Below are 17,050 nucleotides of genomic sequence, written 5' to 3'. Positions count from 1 at the left end.
GGGGCCTAACGCCGGCCTCGTCCTCCCCCGAAGAGGGCCAGCAGCACGCCGCCCACCAGCGCGGCGCCGCCGCCCGCGACGTAGAGCGTGGTCTGCTCGGTGTTGCGGCCGGTGATGAGCTCGGTGGCGCGCTCCGTGAGCGAGTCCCGCGCCTTGAGCCCGGTGAACAGCAGCACTCCGCCCGCCACCGCGAGCATCAACCCCACGATTCGCACAGCACCCACACGGCCTCCTTGAGTGGAACGGCGGCGAGGCCGGGAGCCCCGGCCCCGCGTTCAGCGCTTGCGCTTGCCCGGGGCGCCTCGCCCCTGCTTCTTGCCCGCGCCCTTCGAGCCGCCGGCCTTCTTCGGCGCGGACGTCTTCGAGGCTTTCCCCTTCGCGCTCGCGCCAGGGGCCGCCTTGCGGACCTTCTTGGACGCGCCCGCGCGGCCCGGCGCCGCCCCCGTGGAGAGCTGGCCCCGCTGCGCGGCCAGCGCACGGATCCGGTCGAAGCCCGGGTGCGGTGACGCGGCAGGGGCGTGGTCCTCGGAGTCGAACGAAGGCGGAGTGAAGGCCTCGCGAGGCGCCTTCGCGCCCGAAGCAGCCTCGCCGCCCGAGCGCTCCGTGGCCCAGGGCTCACGAGAGCGCCTCGCGTCGCGCGCGGCCTCGTCGAAGCGGTCCGCGACCGAAACACCCTCGTCCGTCGCCGCGGCCCCGGATGAGGCGCCGGCCTCGTCGCCTTCACCGGCCGCGGGGAGCGAGGGACGGATGACCTTGCGCTTGCCCTTGGCCGGGGTGGCCGGCTCCGCCTTCGCAGCGGGAGCCTCCTCCGTGCGGGCACGCAGGAAGCGGGAGGGGGTGCGCGCGGGCGCGGCCTCCTCGCGGCGCCCTTCCCGGCTGAACCGTCCTCGCGGACGCGGCGCGGCCGGCGCTTCGCCCAGGACCTCGTCGCCGTACCCGGAGACCGTCGCGGCCTCCACCGTGGCGGCGTCCTCGGGCGTGGGCGGCTCCCACGCCTTCTTCACGCCGAACGGCGCCTCCTCCGCCTCGCCGAGCGACCGCCACTGCTCCGCGGCCTCGTCCCCCGCGGGCTTGCGCCACGGCGTGCGGCCCGTCTTCGCGGCCTCGCGCTCGCCGCGTCCGGGCCTGCCACCCTTGTGACGGCCCGGCGCTTCGTTCACGAATTCGCGACGGCGCGGCGGCGGACGTGCGCCGCCGGTCCGCTGGAGCGGGGCCTCGTCCTCGAACTGGAGCGCCTCGAAGTCGATCTTCCGCGCCGTCGTGTTCGCGGACAGCAGCCGCACGCGCAGCTTCTGCCCCACGCGCACGCGCCGGCCGTTCGGATACACGAGCGAGTGCGTGCGCTTGTCCAGCTTGGAGCCCGGCCCCAGCGACTCGCCCTTCACCAGGCCCTCGACGTGGACCTCGTCCAGCTCCACGAAGAAGCCGAACTCGGCGATGCCCGCCACCGTCGCGTCGAACTCCTCGCCCACGCGGTCCTTCATCATCAGGGCCGCGTAGAACGCCACCACCTCGCGCTCCACCGTCATGGCCGCGCGCTCGCGCTCCGAGCACTGCTGCGCCATGCCCTCCAGCCGCTCCTCCTCGCGGTCCATCTGCGCTTCCGAGGGCTTCTTGCCCTTGCGCGCCCACACCGCCTTCAGGACGCGGTGCACCAGCAGGTCGGGGTAGCGCCGGATGGGCGACGTGAAGTGCAGGTAGTTCTCCGCCGCCAGGCCGTAGTGGCCCACGCGCGTCGCCGTGTACACGGCCTGCATCATGGAGCGCAGGAGCAGTTGGTTCAGCGCGCGCTGCTCCGGGTGGCCCTCCAACTGCGTGATGAACGCGTCCAGCTCCTTGGACGAGACGCCGTTCTCCACGTCGAGTTGGAAGCCGTACGCCTCCGCCAGCACCGCGAACGCGGCCAGCTTCTGCGGATCCGGCTCGCCGTGGAACCGGTACACCGTGGGCAGGCCCTCGTCCTGGAAGTACGTGGCCACCGCCTCGTTGGCGGCCAGCATGCACTCCTCGATGAGCCGGTGGCTGTCCTTGCGCTCGCGCTTCTCCATGCGCAGCGGCAGGCCGTCCTCGCCCAGCACCACCTTGTGCTCCGGCACGTCGAAGTCGATGGCGCCTCGCGCCTTGCGCATGCCCATCAGCGCGCGCGCCAGCGCCATCAACTGCTCGAACTGGGGCTTGAGGAAGTTTCGGTGCGGCACGTCCTTGCCGTCCAGGACGTCCTGCACCTCGTTGTACGTGCAGCGCGCCACGCTGCGCATCACCGCCGGGTACAGCTCGTGCGAGCGGCGCTGGCCATGGCGGTCGAACGTCATGTCCGCCACCATGCACAGCCGGTCTTCCTCCGGGCGCAGCGAGCAGATGCCGTTGGACAGCCGCTCCGGCAGCATGGGCAGCACGCGGTCCGGCAGGTACACGGACGTGGCGCGGTTGAGCGCCTCCGCGTCCAGCGCGCTGCGCTCCTTCACGTAGTGCGACACGTCCGCGATGGCCACCACCAGCCGCCAGCCCCCGGCCTGGGGCTCCGCGTACACGGCGTCGTCGAAATCGCGCGCGTCCTCGCCGTCGATGGTGATGAGCGGCAGCTCGCGCAGGTCGCGGCGGTTGCCCTCCGTGGCCTCCGCCTCCGTGACCTTCACCGCGAACGCGTCCGCCTCGTCCATCACCTCCGGCGGGAACTCGTCGTTGAAGCCGTGGGCGAAGGCGGACCCCAGCACCTCCGCGCTCGGGTCGCCCGGCCGGCCCAGCGAACCGGCCACCTCGCCGAACAGCCCCTGCCCGGGCTCCAGCAGGTCCGCGCCCACGCCCAGCCGGACCTTCACCAGGTCGCCGTCGCGCGCCATCTGCGTCGGCGGCACGCGGATGGGCCCCGGCAGGCTCGTGTCCGTGGTCATCACCAGCGAGTGCCGGCCCTGCGCCACGTACGTGCCCACCGCCAGCTCACGCCGCCGGTTGAGCACGCGCACCAGCCGGCCCTCGAAGCGGCCCGGCCGCCCCGCCACCTCCACGAGGACGCGGTCGTTGTCGAGCGCCCGCTGCGCCTCGCCGGGCGGCAGGAAGATGTTCTCCCCCTCGCCCGACACCGGGTGCACGAAGCCGAAGCCGTCGCGGTGCATGTGGAGGATGCCCTCCACCGCGGGCTGGCCGGAGTCCTCGAAGCGGTCGTCCCGGGAGCCGCGCCGCGGCGAGCGCCGGAAGTCGCCGCCGCCGGAGGCCGGACGTTCGTCGCGGAAGCCGCCCCGGCGCTCCTCCCGCCCGCTGCCGGGAGCGGGGCCCCGCTTCTTGAAGGGCGGCGCGGAGGCGTCCGGGCGGGGCTCGAAGCCGGCCTCGGGCGCGCGGGGCCGGCGGGGGCCCTCCAGCCGGAAGCGCTTGCCGTCCTTGACGATGGTGCCCGCGCGCACCAGCTCACGCAGGGCGCGCTTGAGCTCGGTCTGCTGGCCGGGGTTCAGCCCCGCGACGCGAAGGAGCTCCTTCACGCCCAGGGGGTGGTCGGCTTCTGCGAGCAACTGTCGGATGTGTTCTTGGGAGAGGCTCACGGTGGGGATGCGGCAAGGCCGCTGAGGGAACGGGTAAGCCCGAAGGGTGCGGGCGGGAACCCCCCGGCCCCCATTCGCCCTCCCCGGCAGACCTTGCGGTCCAGGGAGGGCCCGTGCGCCCAAGCCGTCAGGGCTTGACCGTGACGTTGATCTTGAAGGAGCGCTCCACCACGCCCGGCGTGAACGCCTTGGCGAGGAAGAACTCCACTTCGAAGTTGCCGGGGTTGCGCGGCGTGAAGAAGAACTCGCGGGTGGCGGGGCCGCCGGCGGCGCCCGGCTCGAAGTTGGCCTCGCGCAGACCCACGCGCTTGGCCAGCGTCGGCTCGATGGCCCAGGTGGCGCCGGGCTGCTCCTGCAGGCGCACCGTGAGGCCGTGGTTGAGCTTCACGTCCACGGACGTGGGCACCTCGCCCTCGATGTGCACCAGCTCCATCTCGTCGCGAGACACCGAGCGCGCCTCGGACGGACGCGGCTCCACCGTCTCCGCGGTGATGCGGCCGCCCCAGCCGGACGTCTTGTCCACCACGCCCGTCACCTGGAGCGTCTGCCCCACGTGCTTGCGCAGGCTCTTCACCGCCGCCTTGCCCTCGATGGCGAAGGACACCTGCTGGCGCGTGCCGCCGTTGGACACCACGAGCACGAAGTCCTCGCCCATCATCTCCAGGTTGCCCCGGATGCTGGCGAAGCCCTTGATGCCGGCGCCCATGCCCGCGGCCACGGCCATGGAGACCTCGCCGGGCGACAGGTAGCGCAGCTTCGGCTCCGAGTCGGACGGAGGCGGCGCGACCTCTTCCACCTCCGGCTTCTTGGCGGAGTACTTGCGCACCTCCACCACGCCGCTGTGGTTGGTCGTCTTCTTGATGAGGCCGCTCACGGAGACCTTGTGGTCCACGTAGGCCGGCAGCACTTCCTGATCCGGTCCCTGCAACAGGAACGTGAGCTCGCGCTTGTCGCGGCCCACGACGACCAGGTGGGGCATCTCGCCGCTGAGGATGAGCCGGCCCTTGAGGCTGCCCTCGCCCATCACGCCGCGGCCCTCGCCGGCGGTGAGGAGCTGCTCCATCTCACGCTTCGTGAGCGGCTCGCCCACGGGCGGCAGCTTCGTCGCGCGCGGGCGCGGCTTCTCCACGGGAGGACCGGCGGGGACGGCCGAAGGGGCCTTGCCCCCCGCCTTCCCAGCCGCCTTCTTCCCGGCGGGAGCGGCGGGCGCGGCCTTCGCCGCGGCCTTGCCGGCCTTCGCGGGAGGCGTCGTGGGTGCAGGGGGAGCGGCCTTGGCCGCCGCCTTCTTGGCGGCCGCGGGGGCCTTCTCCACCTTCTCCGCCACCGCCTTCTTCGCCGCCGCGACCTTCCCCTTCGCCCCCTCAGCCACCGCCTTGACGACCTTCGTCGCGGCCGTCGCCACCTTCTTCGAGGCGTTCCTGATCAGATCCAGGCGGGCCGCGTTGTCCTTCTTCGCGGTAGGCTTCGCACCGGCTTTTGCAGCGGGAGTCGGCTTCTTCGCCCCGGACTTGGGCTTGGCCATCGACGCTGTCTCCTTGAGAATTTCCCGTGTGCTATCAACGGGTTGGCGGGACGCCCCTGCTGTTGGACGCGAGCCTCGCGATCACGGTTGCTTGTAACGATGATCAGATGGGCTGTCAAACTAACACTTGATTTTCCCACGGACTTTGGGTGGGAAACATGCATGAGTGACGCCCCCGCATTGCTGCCGGTGGAGGAGGCCCGCGCGCGGATCCTCGGGCTGTGCACGCCGCTGGCCACCGAGTGGGTGCCCGGGGACGACGCCCTGGGCCGCGCGCTGGCCGAGGACGTCCGCGCCCGCCGCACCCTGCCCCCCTGGGACAACTCCGCCATGGACGGCTACGCGGTCCAGGCCCGGGACCTGGAGGGCCCCCTGCCCGTGCGCCTCGCGGTGGGCGAGACGGTGTTCGCCGGAAGAAGCCCCACCCGGGAGGTCGTCCCCGGCACCTGCGCGCGGATCATGACCGGGGCGCCGCTTCCCCCGGGCGCGGACGCGGTGGTGATGCGCGAGCGCACCCGCCCCGTCCCCGGCGCGCCGGACGCCGTGGAGGTCCTGGAGGCCGTGAAGCCGGGGAGCTTCGTCCGCCCCCGGGGCGAGGACGCGAAGGAAGGCGACGTCCTGCTGCGGCGCGGCACTCCCCTGGGCATCCCGGAGCTGGGGCTGCTGTGGGCGCAGGGCCAGGGCACGGTGCCGGTGCCCCGCCGGCCGCGCGTGGCGGTGCTGTCCACCGGGGACGAGCTGTGCCGGGTGGACGAGCCCCCCGGCGACGGCATCGTGGACATCAACGCCCCCGCCCTGGCCCTGGCGGTGCGGCGCGCGGGCGGCGTGCCCACGCTCCTGGGCATCGCCCGGGACACGCGCCAGGCCGTCCAGGAGGCCCTGGCGCGCACGGAGGGCTTCGACGTGGTGCTCACCAGCGCCGGGGTCTCCGTGGGCGACCACGACTTCGTGAAGGACGCCCTGGAGGCCCTGGGCGTGGAGCAGCGCTTCTGGCGCGTGGCCATCAAGCCCGGCAAGCCGCTGGTGGTGGGCCAGCGGGGCGCCACCCTGTTCATGGGCCTGCCCGGCAACCCCACGTCGTCCCTGGTGACCTTCGAGCTCTTCGTGCGCCCCGCCCTGCGCCGGCTGCTGGGGCACGCGGACGTGGAGCCGCCCCGCGTCGCCGGCCGCCTGGAGGGCCCGCTCTCCAAGGCCCCGGGGCTTGCCCACTTCGTGCGCGTCACGGCCACCTGGCGGGCGGGCGAGCTGTGGGCGAAACCCCTGGGGACTCAGACGTCGGGGGCCCTGCGTTCAGCAGCGGCGGCCACCCATCTGCTCCACTTCCCCCGGGAAATCAGCAGCTTGACTGATGGCTCCCATGTGGAGCTGCTCCCCCTCTCGTGGGTCGCCTGAGCAACGAAGTCCACGTCCGCCGCATCCAAAGAGGCGGGTTTCACCACACCCATCGGGGTGTCACCTTGACTTGCATCCAGGGGGGCGAGAAGTAACGGCCCCTCTCTGGGAGACGACCTACCATGTCCGACACGCGCTCACCCCAGGTCCTGCCGACCCGAAAGCCGACCCAGCACCTGGAGCGGTACTCGGAGGCGGACGTGCCCACGGCCCGCGGGGTGCTGAAGACCATCGTCTTCCGCGACAAACGCAACGGGAAGGAGCACGTGGCGCTGGTGGTGGGCGAGCCCAAGGGGATGGAGGGGGTGCCGGTGCGCATCCACTCCGAGTGCCTCACGAGCGAGGTCTTCGGCAGCCTCAAGTGCGACTGCCGCGAGCAGTTGGACCGGGCGCTGGACTTCGTGTCCCAGAACGGGCTGGGCGTGGTGCTCTACCTGCGCCAGGAGGGCCGGGGCATCGGCCTGGGCAACAAGATCAAGGCCTATGCCCTGCAGTCCAAGGGCCTGGACACATACGAGGCCAACCGCCAGCTCGGCTTCGCGGATGACTTGCGCTCGTACGACATCGCCGCGGAAATGCTGCGGTCGTTGGATGTGCGGTCGGTGGACCTGATCACCAACAACCCGCTGAAGATCGCCGGGCTGGTGGAGGAAGGCGTGGCGGTCCGGCGCCGAATCCCTTCCCGGACCGAGCACAATCCGCATAACGTCGACTACTTGAGGACGAAGCGCGAGCGTACGGGGCACCTGATTGAGCTCTTCGCGGAGGACGACGACACGGAAGCCAAGGCCGGCTGAGCGCCCGGCCCGGCGGAGCACCGCGCGCTTCGAGGTGCGCTTCTGGGGGGTGCGCGGCTCCATCCCCGCGCCGGGCCCGGCGACGAAGCGCTACGGCGGCAACACGCCGTGCGTGGAGGTCCGCTGCGGCGACGAGCTGCTCATCTTCGACCTGGGCTCCGGAGCACGCGGCCTGGGGGATGCGCTGGTGGCGACGCGCAAGCCCATCAAGGCGTCCATCTTCATCTCGCACTACCACTACGACCACCTGCAGGGCCTGCCGTTCTTCTCGCCGATGTTCTCTCCGGCGAACGACGTGACGCTGTACGGGTCGCCTCGGGACGGCAGGTCGCTGAAGCAGATATTGGCCGGGCAGATGGTGCACCCCTACTTCCCGGTGACGGCGGAGGAGGTGTTCCGCACGCGCCTGGCGTACCGGGACGTGGTGGTGGGCGAGGACATCCACGTGGGCAAGGCGACGGTGCGCACGCTGGAGCTGAACCACCCGGGCGGCAACGTGGGCTACCGGGTGGACTTCGGCGGGCGCTCGCTGGTGTACGCGACGGACGTGGAGCACGGCACCGCGCTGGACGGGAAGCTGTTCGACTTCGCGCGGGGCGCGGACGCGCTCATCTACGACTCCATGTACACGGAGGACGAGTACCGGGTCCGCACGGGCTGGGGCCACTCCACCTGGGAGGCGGCGGTGCGCGCGGCGGACGCCAGCGAGGTGAAGCAACTGGTGCTCTTCCACCACGACCCGGGCCGCGACGACGCGAGCATGGACAAGCTGCTGCGCGAGGTGCGCAAGCACCGCAAGGACGCCATCGCCGCCAAGGAGGCGATGGTCATCCAGTTGTAACAGGCGTCAGGGCCCGGGCGTCCTGAGCGCCCGGGTCACCGTCTCGCGCAGGCCCCGGAAGGGCAGCCGCGCAAGCGCCGTGGGCACGTCCACCCACTCGAAGGCGTCGTGCTCCGGGCCCAGGCGCACCGGGGTATCCGGCGCGGCGTGCACCGCGAAGCCGTGCTCCTCCACCAGCCTCGGCGGCAGCGCTTCGCCCAGCGCGAACGCGTGGCGGTAGGCCAGGTCCACCACGGGGAGCTGGAGGCCCGTCTCCTCCGCCACCTCGCGGCGGGCGGCCTCCACGGGGGACTCGCCCGGCTCCAGGCGCCCCGTCACCGTCTGCCAGAAGCCACCGCGCTCCGGCGTCCGGCGCAGCAGCAGCACGCGCGCCTCCGGTCCCCGGCCGTGCGTGACGGCGACGCTCACCGTGCGCAGGTCCACCGTGCCGTCCACGCGCCGGGCGTCGAACACGTGGGTGAACTCGCGCGCGAGCACCTCCTCCACGTCCGGGACGGACACGGGGTGGCCCAGCTCGCGCTGCATGGACGTGACGCCCGCCTCGCGGATGCCGCACGGGACGATGAGCTGGAAGTGCTCCAGGTTCGTGTTCACGTTGAGCGCGAAGCCGTGCGTGGTGAGCCAGCGCGACAGGTGCACGCCAATGGCGCCAATCTTCCGTGCGTCCGGCGAGCCCTCCTGCCCCAGCCACACGCCCGGCCACTTGGGGATGGCGCCCGCGGTAAGCCCGAAGGCCGCGAGCGTCTGGATGAGCCCGCGCTCCACGTCGCGCACGTAGCGGCGCACGTCGCGGCGCTCCGGCGGCAGCAGGAGGATGGGGTAGCCCACCACCTGCCCGGGGCCGTGGTAGGTGACGTCGCCGCCGCGGTTGGTGTCGAACACCTCCACGCCCTCCTCCGCGAGGCGCGCGTCCGTGGCCGTGATGTTCTCGCGCTTCGCGGCGCGGCCGAGCGTGAGGACGGGCGGGTGCTCCAGCAGCAGCAGCGCGTCCCCGATGCGCTCCTGGAGGCGGGCCTCGCCGAACAGGTGCATCAGCTTCAGTCCGTCCTCGTACTCCACCCGGCCCAGGCGGAAGACGGTGAGCGTGTTCATGGTGTTCCCTTTCGCCCCCCTCGTGGGTTGTGGGATGGCGCGGCGGGCGTCTGGGCCGCCTCCAGGCTCCAACTGCCCGCGTAGACGCGCGACAGCAGCGCCTGGAGCTCATGCCCCGCGCGTGGGGAGCGGACCGCTTCGGCGGCGAACGCCCCCAGGACTTCTTCGGACAACGTCACCGCCGGCTGGCGCAGGGCCAGGGTGCGGCGGGCCACCTCGACCAGCTCCGGCACCGTGGGGCGGCGCACCGGGAGCAGCACCTGCACGCGCTCCAGGAGCGACACCGGCACGGCGCCCTGCACGGCTTCGATCATGCCCGCCGTGGTGGGCACGGGCAGGCTGCCGCCCTCCCCTCGCACCCACAGGCCCAGCGACGACACGGCGCCGCGAGCGCTCATCACCACCGCGCGCGCCGGGCGGTTCCCGAGGAACGCGGTCAGCACGGCCTGGGCGCGGGGCTCCAGGCGGTCCACGTCCTCCACGAGGAGCGGCTCGGTGCCCGGCGTGGACTCCAGCGCGTCCACGGACGCGAGCACGCCCAGGCCGCGCCGCTGGAGGGTCTGGAAGAAGAGGCTCTTGCCGCAGCCCTCCGGGCCCACGAGCAGCAGGCAGCGCGCGCCCGCCTGGAGCGTGCGCTCCAGCAGGGTCTTCACCTCGTCATGGCCCACCATCTCCACGGCCCCGGCGCGCGGCTCCTCCGTCACGGGCTTGCGCACGGGGGATGGCGCGACGACGTCGCCCAGCAGCCCCTGGGACTCGCCCAGGCAGCCCTTGCAGATGAACGCGCCGGCCGGGCCCGCCACCAGGTCGCCCACCTCGCCCCGGGGCCGGCAGCAGAACGAGCACCACGCGTCCAGGGCCGGATCCGCGCGGGTGGGTCCGCGCTCGATGATGCGCTTCTCACGCCGCCGGCCCCGCGCGGGTTCGGCGTGCACGGGCGAGGGGTCCTCGTCCGGCGGCCGGAGGAGTCCTCCAGGGACGACGGGGTCCTCCGCGCCCGAGGCGCGCAGCAGCCCGGTCGCGGGGTCGAGTTCGTCCTCTTCCGGAGGCATGAGCAGCCCGCCCGGGACGACGACGTCGTCGCCACCCGGGGAGCCCCGCGAGTCGTCGTCCTCGTCCGAGGCGAACGCGGGCGAAGGCCGCTCACCGCCAGGGGCGGGCGTCTCCTTCTCCGCATGCGGACCATCGGCACCGGCGGCTCCCGCGGAGACGGCGGCCGTGCCCGGGGCCTGGGTCGCGGAGGTGGGCCCGTCATGCGGGGTGCCCGTCTCAGCCGGGGACGGCGCACCCACGGCGGCGATCCTCCCGGCGAGCCGGGGCAGGCCGGGCTCGGTGGGCAGCGCCGCGCCGCCGGTCACGGTGGGGTCCTCGAGCGTGTGCACCCTCGCGTCCACCTTGTCGTTGAACGCGTCGGAGACGGCGTCGCTCCAGCCCACCGCGCGGTAGGCCGCCGCGTCCTTGTTGCCCGTCATCGCCGCGGTGAAGGCCGGGCTGACGTCCGGGGCGCGGGCCTTCAACTGGCGCGCCTGCCGCAACAACTGCGAGGCGCGCGAGGTGTGCCCGGACTTCTGGTACAGCGCGGCGGCCTGCTCCAGGCACTCCGCCGCTCGCGCGCGGTCTCCCTGGAGCTCGGCGGTCTGCGCGGCGCGGATCAACTCACGGGGATTCTCGGCCATCGCGGATGCCCGCCTTCGACGTTGCTGTTCCGGAAGTTCCCCCGCCTCCCGGCCGCCCCCCGGAGCAGGAGCGGTCGGGAGTACCCCACGACACGTGTCCTTACGCCATCGCGAGGAACAGCAGGTCCGGCGCTTCCAGGTACTTGATGATCTCGTACACGAAGCTCGCCGCGACATCGCCGTCGATGACGCGGTGGTCGCAGGACAGCGACAGGTTCATCATGTCCCGGACCACGACCTGGTCGTTCTTCACCGCCGGGCGCTTCTTCAGCTTGTGGACGCCCAGGATGCCCACCTCCGGGTGGTTCAGGATGGGCGTGGCGAACAGGCCGCCGCTCTGCCCCAGCGAAGTGATGGTGAAGGTGCCGCCCGTCAGCTCCTCCATCTTCAGCTTGCGGTCGCGCGCCGCGACGCTCAGGCGGGAGATCTCCTTCGCCAGCTCGCCCAGCGTGAGCTGGTCCGCGTTGCGCACCACCGCCACCGTGAGGCCGTCCGGCGTGGCCACCGCGATGCCGATGTTGTACTCGCCGCGCACCACCAGCTCCTGCGTCGCCTCGTCGAAGTTCGCGTTGAGGTGCGGGAACTTCTTCATCGCGGCGATGGTCGCCTTCACGATGAACGGCAGGTACGTCAGCTTCGTGCCGTCACCGGCCGCCGCCAACTGGCTGTTGAGCCGCGTGCGCAGCGCGACCAGGTCCGTGGCGTCCACCTCCTCCACGAACGCGAAGTGCGGCATCGTGAACTTCGAGCGCACCATCTTCTCGGCGATCTTCTTGCGCAGCCCGCGCAGCGCGATGCGCTCGTCGCCCTTGCCGGACGCCACCGGCGGCGCCGCCGGACGCGCGGCCTGGGGCGCGACCTCGTTCTTCTTGGGCGCGCCGTTGCCGCCCTCCAGCGCCGCCACCACGTCCGCCTTCGTCACGCGGCCCTGCGGACCGGAGCCGGAGATCTCCGCCAGGTCCAGGCCGTGCTCGCGCGCCATGCGGCGCGTGACGGGCGTGGCCAGCACCTTCGTGCCGGAGGCCGGAGCCGCGGGGGCCGCCGCCTGCGCGGGGCTCGGCGCCGGAGCCGCCGGGGCGCCGTGGGACGCCGGGGCGCCCTGGGACGCGGGAGCACCGCCCTCCATCTCCAGCGTCACCAGCAACTGGTGCACCTTCGCCATGTCGCCTTCACGCCCGTGCGTCTTCACGACGCGGCCGGCGTGGGGGCTGGGCACGGTGACCGTGGCCTTGTCCGTCATCACCTCGCAGAGCACCTGGTCTTCCTTCACCAGGTCGCCCTCCTTGACGTGCCACTTGACGAGCTCGCCCTCCGCCACGCCTTCGCCGAGATCCGGGAGCTTGAATTCGAAAGTCGCCATGAGGGGGTGTGTCTCTCTCTGGTTGGGGAAGGGGGCGTCCGGTCAGCCGAGTCGCTCGACGCGCTCGCGCTCCATCAGGCCCTTCATGAAGAACTCGGCGGCGCGGTAGCTGGAGCGCACCAGCGGCCCCGAAGCCACGTAGAGGAATCCGAAGGACTCCGCCAGCGCCTTGTAGGCTTCGAACTGCGCGGGCGTCACGAAGCGCTCCACGCGCAGGTGGTACTGCGACGGCTGCAGGTACTGGCCCAGCGTGAGCACGTCCACGCCCACGTCGCGCAGGTCCTTGAACGTGCGCTCCAGCTCCTCGTCCGTCTCGCCCAGGCCCACCATCACGGACGTCTTGGTGTAGACCTTCTCCGGGCGATTCTTCAGGTACTCCAGCACGCGCAGGGACTGGCGGTACGTCGCGCGGCGGTCGCGCACCGTGGGCGTCAGCCGCTCCACCGTCTCCACGTTGTGCGCCACCACGTGCGGCTTCGCCTGCGCCACCGTGGCCAGGTCCTCTTCCTTCCCCTTGAAGTCGGGGATGAGCACCTCCACGAGCGTGCGCGGGCTCTCCTTGCGCAGCTCCCGGATGGCGGACGCGAAGTGGCCGGCGCCGCCGTCCGGACGGTCGTCGCGGTTCACCGACGTGACGACGATGTACTCCAGGTTCATCTCCTTCACCGCCTGCGCCAGATGGATGGGCTCCATCGGGTCCAGCGGCGGGGGCGCCCCCACCTTCACGTGGCAGAAGCGGCACGCGCGCGTGCACACCTCGCCCATCAGCATCACCGTGGCGGTGCCGCCGCCCCAGCACTCGGCGATGTTCGGGCAGCGGGCCTCCTCGCACACCGTGGACAGCCCCACGCGCTTCACGATGGCCTTCACCCGCTCATAGCCTTCGCCATGCGGCAGGCGCACCTTCAACCACTCGGGCTTCCGGGTGCTGTCTGAGACCTGTGGGAGGGGAAACCGGTCGGGAGTCGCCATGGGTCGCGGGCCTTCTAGAGGGTGGGTGAAAGCAGGGTCAAGCGTGAAGCCCTAACGCCTCGCGTTAGCGCGGGCCAACCCCGAGGACAACTTCCGGGAGGTGTAACGCGGTGGACAGGGCGCGGCCACGCGTGGGGGGCATGCCCATCCTCCAGCGCATGGCGGCCATCCACCTGGGGACCAGCGGCTACGTCTACAAGCACTGGAAGGGGCTCTTCTATCCGGACGGGCTGCCGGTCCGCCGCTGGCTCCCCTACTACGCGCGCGTGTTCTCCGCCGTGGAGCTCAACGCCACGTTCTACCGCCTGCCCACGGAGGCGGCCGTGGACGGCTGGCGGGAGCAGGTGCCGCCCGGGTTCCGCTTCGCGTGCAAGGGCAGCCGCTTCCTCACGCACCTCAAGCGCCTCCGGGAGGTGGGCGAGGGCGTGGAGCACTTCCACTCGCGCGTCTTCCGGCTGGGCCGCCGGCTGGGGCCCATCCTGTGGCAGTTGCCGCCGGACATGACGAAGCCGGCCCCCGAGCGGCTGGAGCGCTTCCTTGCCCACCTGCCGGGCGGCGTCCAGCACGTCTTCGAGTTCCGGCACGCGGCCTGGTACCACCCGGAGGTGCTCGCGCTGCTGGACGCGTACGGCGCGGCGGTGTGCGAGCACGACCTGGTGGACGTGCCGGTCCCCCACCCCACCGGCGGCTTCCGCTACCTGCGCTTCCACGGCGCGACGGGGCGCTACGAGGGCCGCTACGGGCGCCGCGCGCTCCGGCGGGTGGCGGCGGGGCTCGAGGCGTGGCGCGGCGCGGGCCGGACGGCGTGGGTGTTCTTCAACAACGACCTGAAGGGCCACGCGCTGCTGGACGCGTTCGACCTGGCGGACCTGCTGGGCGAACCGCTGCACCGGCCGGAGCCGTCCGCCGTGAATCAAGACAGCGGCGCCCGGCCCTCCCCATGAGGACCGGACGCCGCCGGGACCGCGTGCCCGGGGGGATTACTGACCGAGCACCTGCACCTCGATGCGGCGGTTCTGCACGCGGCCCTCGGGGGTGTCGTTGGAGGCGATGGGGTTCGCGTCCCCCTCGCCGCTGACCTCGATGCGGTCCTGCGGGATGCCCCGGCGCACGAGCGCCCGGCGCACGCTCTCCGCGCGGCTCTCCGACAACTGGCGGTTGGCGTCCGCGTTGCCGGTGGAGTCGGTGAAGCCGTTGATGCGCACGCGCGCGTCGGACTTCTCCTCCAGCACCTTGCCCAGCTCGCCCACCATGCGCTGGCTCTTCGAGGTGAGCTGCGACGAGCCCGTCTTGAACTCCACGCCCTCCAGCACGAAGCCCTGCTCCGCGCTCGGGCTGTTGAAGGCCTCGCGCAGGCTGTTGGGGTCGCTCACGCGCAGCTTCTCCTGGCCCGAGCCGCCGGTGCCCGCGTCCTCCGGCTTCTCCACGTTGCCGGCGCCGCCCGTGCCCGCGTCGGCCGCCAGGTTGGCGCCCTCGTTCGGCTGCGTGCCGCCGCCGCCCGTGCCCTCATCCTTCACCGTGCCGGCGCCACCCGTCGCGGGCGGTGTGGGCTGCGTGGCCTGCGGCTGGGTCGCGGGTGGGGGTGTCGTGGGCCGCGCGGGCTGGGGGCTCTGCGCGACGCGCTCCTGCGCGGGAGGCGGCGTGGTGCGGCTCACCTGCGGCGCCCGGGCGGGCTCCTGCTTGCGTCCGCGCAGGGCGCCCCACGCGAGCACGACCAGGGCGAGCAGGGCCAGCGGAACGGCCCAGCCGGCGATGCTCTTCTTCTCCGGGGGACGGTTGTAGGTCGTCCGGGCCGTCTTCTCGCGCACGGTGTGGGCCTCGCGCACGGGCGCCGTCTCGCGGACCTGCGACACCGTCTCGCGGTGGGGTTCGATGACCTCCGCGACCGCGTGGCGCGGACCGCCGAAGCCGAGGATGCCGCCCAGGCCCGCCGGCAGCGCGGCGGCGATGTTGTTGCGCTGGCCGTTGAGCAGTTGCATCAGCCCGGAGGACCCCATGTGCTGATCGCGCACCTGCTTGCCCAGGACGCCCATCAGCATGGGGGCGGCCAGGGACAACAGCCGCGTCGCCGAGCCGGCGTTGCGCATCCCGCCGAAGCGCGTGAGCCCTTCACTGACGGCGCCCAGCTTGTCGCCGAAGATGCCGCTCAGCATCCCCTTCCCGCGCTCCTCCTCGTCGAGGAGTCCCTCCGCGACGCCGCCCGCGCGTGGGGTCGCGTCCGGTCCGGTGTAGCCGCCCTCGTTGAGCTTCGTCAGCAGTCGGTGGGCACCGGCCTCGTTTCCGCCCTGGTCCACGACGCCCGCGGCCACCGCGGCGATGGCGCCCGGCAGCGTCTTGGTGGTGGCCTGCGGATCCTCGCCCAGCGCACCGCTGATCTTCTGGAGCAATCCCTTCTGCATGAACTGCGAGCCGACTGCCTCGATCAGATTGAACGCCATGTGATGCCTCCCGGTTGGGTTCCGCACCGGGATGGCCGGTGCGCGAAGCCACCTCCCCACCGGACCGCGCGGGGCTGAGGGCTCTGGTGCAATCGATACGGAGCAAGGTGGATGCTGGTAAGCCCTCGCGGAGAGGCCGGGGGAGAGCCCCCGGAGGGCCGTCACCTTCGCGGACGACTGCGAGCGGGAGGCCAGCGCGGCCCTCGCGTTCACTTGTCCCGGGGCTTCTCCAGGAGGGCGCGAGGGAAGTAGTGCGCGAGCAACTGCTCCGCGGTCCAGCCCTGCCGTGCGAGCAGGGCCGCGCCGGCCTGACAGAGGCCCACGCCGTGGCCGTGGCCCTGTCCTTCGAGGAGTGCCTGGTCACCGCCAAGCGTCATCGAGAACCGCGCGCTGCGGATCCGATCCCACCCGGCACGCGCTCCGAGCGCGCGGAAGAACGCGTCACCGCGGCCCTCGCGTCCCGAGGCGCGGTCCACGACGCGCACCACCGCGCCGCTGGAGTCGCGTTCCAGCAGCAGGTCCTCCACCTGCGCGGGGCCGCCGACCGCGACCGACGCGGCGGCCGACACGAGCGCGCGAGGCACGACCGCGCGCCACGGCGAAGCGGGACAGCGGTCAGGCACGGCGGCGGCGCCGGTGAGGTCCGGGGCACCGAACACCGCCACGGGCTCGGCCGTGTGTCCGCCGCAGCTTGCGTGGAACGGAGCGAGGGCCACGGCGCCGCCGGGAAGGCGCAGCACGACACCTTCCGTGGAGCGGGCGGCATCGCGGGCGCGGCGCAGGTGGCGGGCGAAGCCCTCACCGCGAAGGACCTGGCAGTGGGTGAGATCGCAGGCCCGGGCCTCATCGTGCCGCTTGCCGGAGGCGCGCACGTAGCTGCGCGCGGTGATGGCCTGGGCACGAAGCGCCTCGAAAGGGGTGTCGACCTCGGTCTCGCTCGCGGTGACGGCGGCGACATAGGCCTCCAGCGCGAAGGTGGCGACGACGATCAGCTCACCGTCGCGGGCCTCCAGCGAAAGCGCGGCCTCGTAGCGACGGTCCAGGCCACGGCCCCGCACATGCCAGCGTCCGGCGTCGAGTTGCAGGGCGTGAGGCTGGGGGCGGCCATCGACAACAAGCGAGTTCCGCGACGCCACGACCTCCAATGAGCGCGGGCCATCCAGCCGCAACCGCGCGGGCCGGTGCCTGGAGAGGATGCGAACATCGACCTGCGCATCGTGCACGGGCTGACGCGCACGGGAGGCAGGCGCGGAGAGTGCGCTCGCATCGGCCGGAGCGCGGGCCGACCGCGCGGACGTGACGTGCGCATCAGCCGCCGTGATCAGCGTGCCTCGCACCGGCGCGCCGTCATCCAACGCTCCCGTGCTCTCCACACCAGGCGCCGTGCCCGCCATCAGCGCGGCGATGAGCACGGCCACGCCCGCCGC

At 72.6% G+C, this 17,050-nt stretch carries 13 protein-coding genes; 4 read left to right on the top strand and 9 right to left on the bottom strand.

Annotation, left to right across the window (positions count from 1 at the left end; all coding sequences use genetic code 11):
* Nucleotides 1-5 precede the first annotated feature (5 nt).
* The 3 genes from K8612_RS05955 to K8612_RS05945 all read right to left on the bottom strand — a co-directional run bounded on the left by K8612_RS05955 (nt 6) and on the right by K8612_RS05945 (nt 5,055).
* Entirely contained in the window at nt 6-224 is a 219-nt protein-coding gene (locus tag K8612_RS05955) for a DUF3185 family protein (RefSeq protein WP_014396547.1), read from the bottom strand.
* Between the two features lie 51 nt (nt 225-275).
* Nucleotides 276-3,503 carry a ribonuclease R gene (rnr, locus tag K8612_RS05950; protein WP_223761549.1) on the bottom strand — a complete coding sequence of 1,076 codons (3,228 nt, stop codon included), beginning with the start codon at nt 3,501-3,503 and terminating at the stop codon, nt 276-278.
* Between the two features lie 157 nt (nt 3,504-3,660).
* Nucleotides 3,661-5,055: a protease inhibitor I42 family protein gene (locus tag K8612_RS05945; protein WP_223761548.1), complete on the bottom strand. Its 1,395-nt coding sequence runs from the start codon at nt 5,053-5,055 to the stop codon at nt 3,661-3,663.
* Nucleotides 5,056-5,217: 162 nt separating this feature from the next.
* Here K8612_RS05945 and glp point away from each other — a divergent pair, with 162 nt between their 5' ends.
* The 3 genes from glp to K8612_RS05930 all read left to right on the top strand — a co-directional run bounded on the left by glp (nt 5,218) and on the right by K8612_RS05930 (nt 8,085).
* The gene (gene glp / locus K8612_RS05940) at nt 5,218-6,447 is read left to right on the top strand and encodes a gephyrin-like molybdotransferase Glp (protein ID WP_223761547.1); all 1,230 of its coding nucleotides are present in this window, start codon (nt 5,218-5,220) and stop codon (nt 6,445-6,447) included.
* Nucleotides 6,448-6,569: 122 nt separating this feature from the next.
* Nucleotides 6,570-7,244: a GTP cyclohydrolase II gene (ribA, locus tag K8612_RS05935; RefSeq protein ID WP_223740406.1), complete on the top strand. Its 675-nt coding sequence runs from the start codon at nt 6,570-6,572 to the stop codon at nt 7,242-7,244.
* A 34-nt stretch (nt 7,245-7,278) separates the two neighbouring features.
* On the top strand, nt 7,279-8,085 hold the full coding sequence (locus K8612_RS05930; protein ID WP_223761546.1) for an MBL fold metallo-hydrolase: 807 nt from the start codon (nt 7,279-7,281) through the stop codon (nt 8,083-8,085).
* A gap of 6 nt (nt 8,086-8,091) precedes the next feature.
* On the opposite strand, the gene lipB is transcribed toward K8612_RS05930, so the two are convergent.
* The 4 genes from lipB to lipA form a co-directional block, all read right to left on the bottom strand.
* Nucleotides 8,092-9,177 carry a lipoyl(octanoyl) transferase LipB gene (gene lipB, locus K8612_RS05925; protein WP_223761545.1) on the bottom strand — a complete coding sequence of 362 codons (1,086 nt, stop codon included), beginning with the start codon at nt 9,175-9,177 and terminating at the stop codon, nt 8,092-8,094.
* On the bottom strand, nt 9,174-10,853 hold the full coding sequence (locus K8612_RS05920; protein WP_223761544.1) for a ClpX C4-type zinc finger protein: 1,680 nt from the start codon (nt 10,851-10,853) through the stop codon (nt 9,174-9,176). Before K8612_RS05920 ends, lipB begins: the two co-directional genes overlap by 4 nt.
* A gap of 100 nt (nt 10,854-10,953) precedes the next feature.
* Nucleotides 10,954-12,213 carry a dihydrolipoamide acetyltransferase family protein gene (locus K8612_RS05915; RefSeq protein WP_223761543.1) on the bottom strand — a complete coding sequence of 420 codons (1,260 nt, stop codon included), beginning with the start codon at nt 12,211-12,213 and terminating at the stop codon, nt 10,954-10,956.
* 42 nt (nt 12,214-12,255) lie between these two features.
* The gene (gene lipA / locus K8612_RS05910; RefSeq protein WP_223740411.1) at nt 12,256-13,185 is read right to left on the bottom strand and encodes a lipoyl synthase; all 930 of its coding nucleotides are present in this window, start codon (nt 13,183-13,185) and stop codon (nt 12,256-12,258) included.
* A 140-nt stretch (nt 13,186-13,325) separates the two neighbouring features.
* Between lipA and K8612_RS05905 the strand changes: the two genes are divergently transcribed.
* Nucleotides 13,326-14,129 (top strand): DUF72 domain-containing protein, encoded by an 804-nt coding sequence (locus K8612_RS05905; RefSeq protein WP_223761542.1) that lies wholly within the window; start codon nt 13,326-13,328, stop codon nt 14,127-14,129.
* A 36-nt stretch (nt 14,130-14,165) separates the two neighbouring features.
* On the opposite strand, the gene K8612_RS05900 is transcribed toward K8612_RS05905, so the two are convergent.
* Both K8612_RS05900 and K8612_RS05895 read right to left on the bottom strand, forming a co-directional pair.
* Nucleotides 14,166-15,623: an OmpA family protein gene (locus tag K8612_RS05900; protein WP_223761541.1), complete on the bottom strand. Its 1,458-nt coding sequence runs from the start codon at nt 15,621-15,623 to the stop codon at nt 14,166-14,168.
* 209 nt (nt 15,624-15,832) lie between these two features.
* The gene (locus tag K8612_RS05895; protein WP_223761540.1) at nt 15,833-17,041 is read right to left on the bottom strand and encodes a SpoIID/LytB domain-containing protein; all 1,209 of its coding nucleotides are present in this window, start codon (nt 17,039-17,041) and stop codon (nt 15,833-15,835) included.
* Nucleotides 17,042-17,050: the final 9 nt, after the last annotated feature.

The organism is Corallococcus sp. AS-1-6, assembly GCF_020037015.1.
Taxonomy (GTDB): Bacteria; Myxococcota; Myxococcia; order Myxococcales; family Myxococcaceae; genus Corallococcus.
This window is presented reverse-complemented; position numbering and strand designations above follow the sequence as displayed.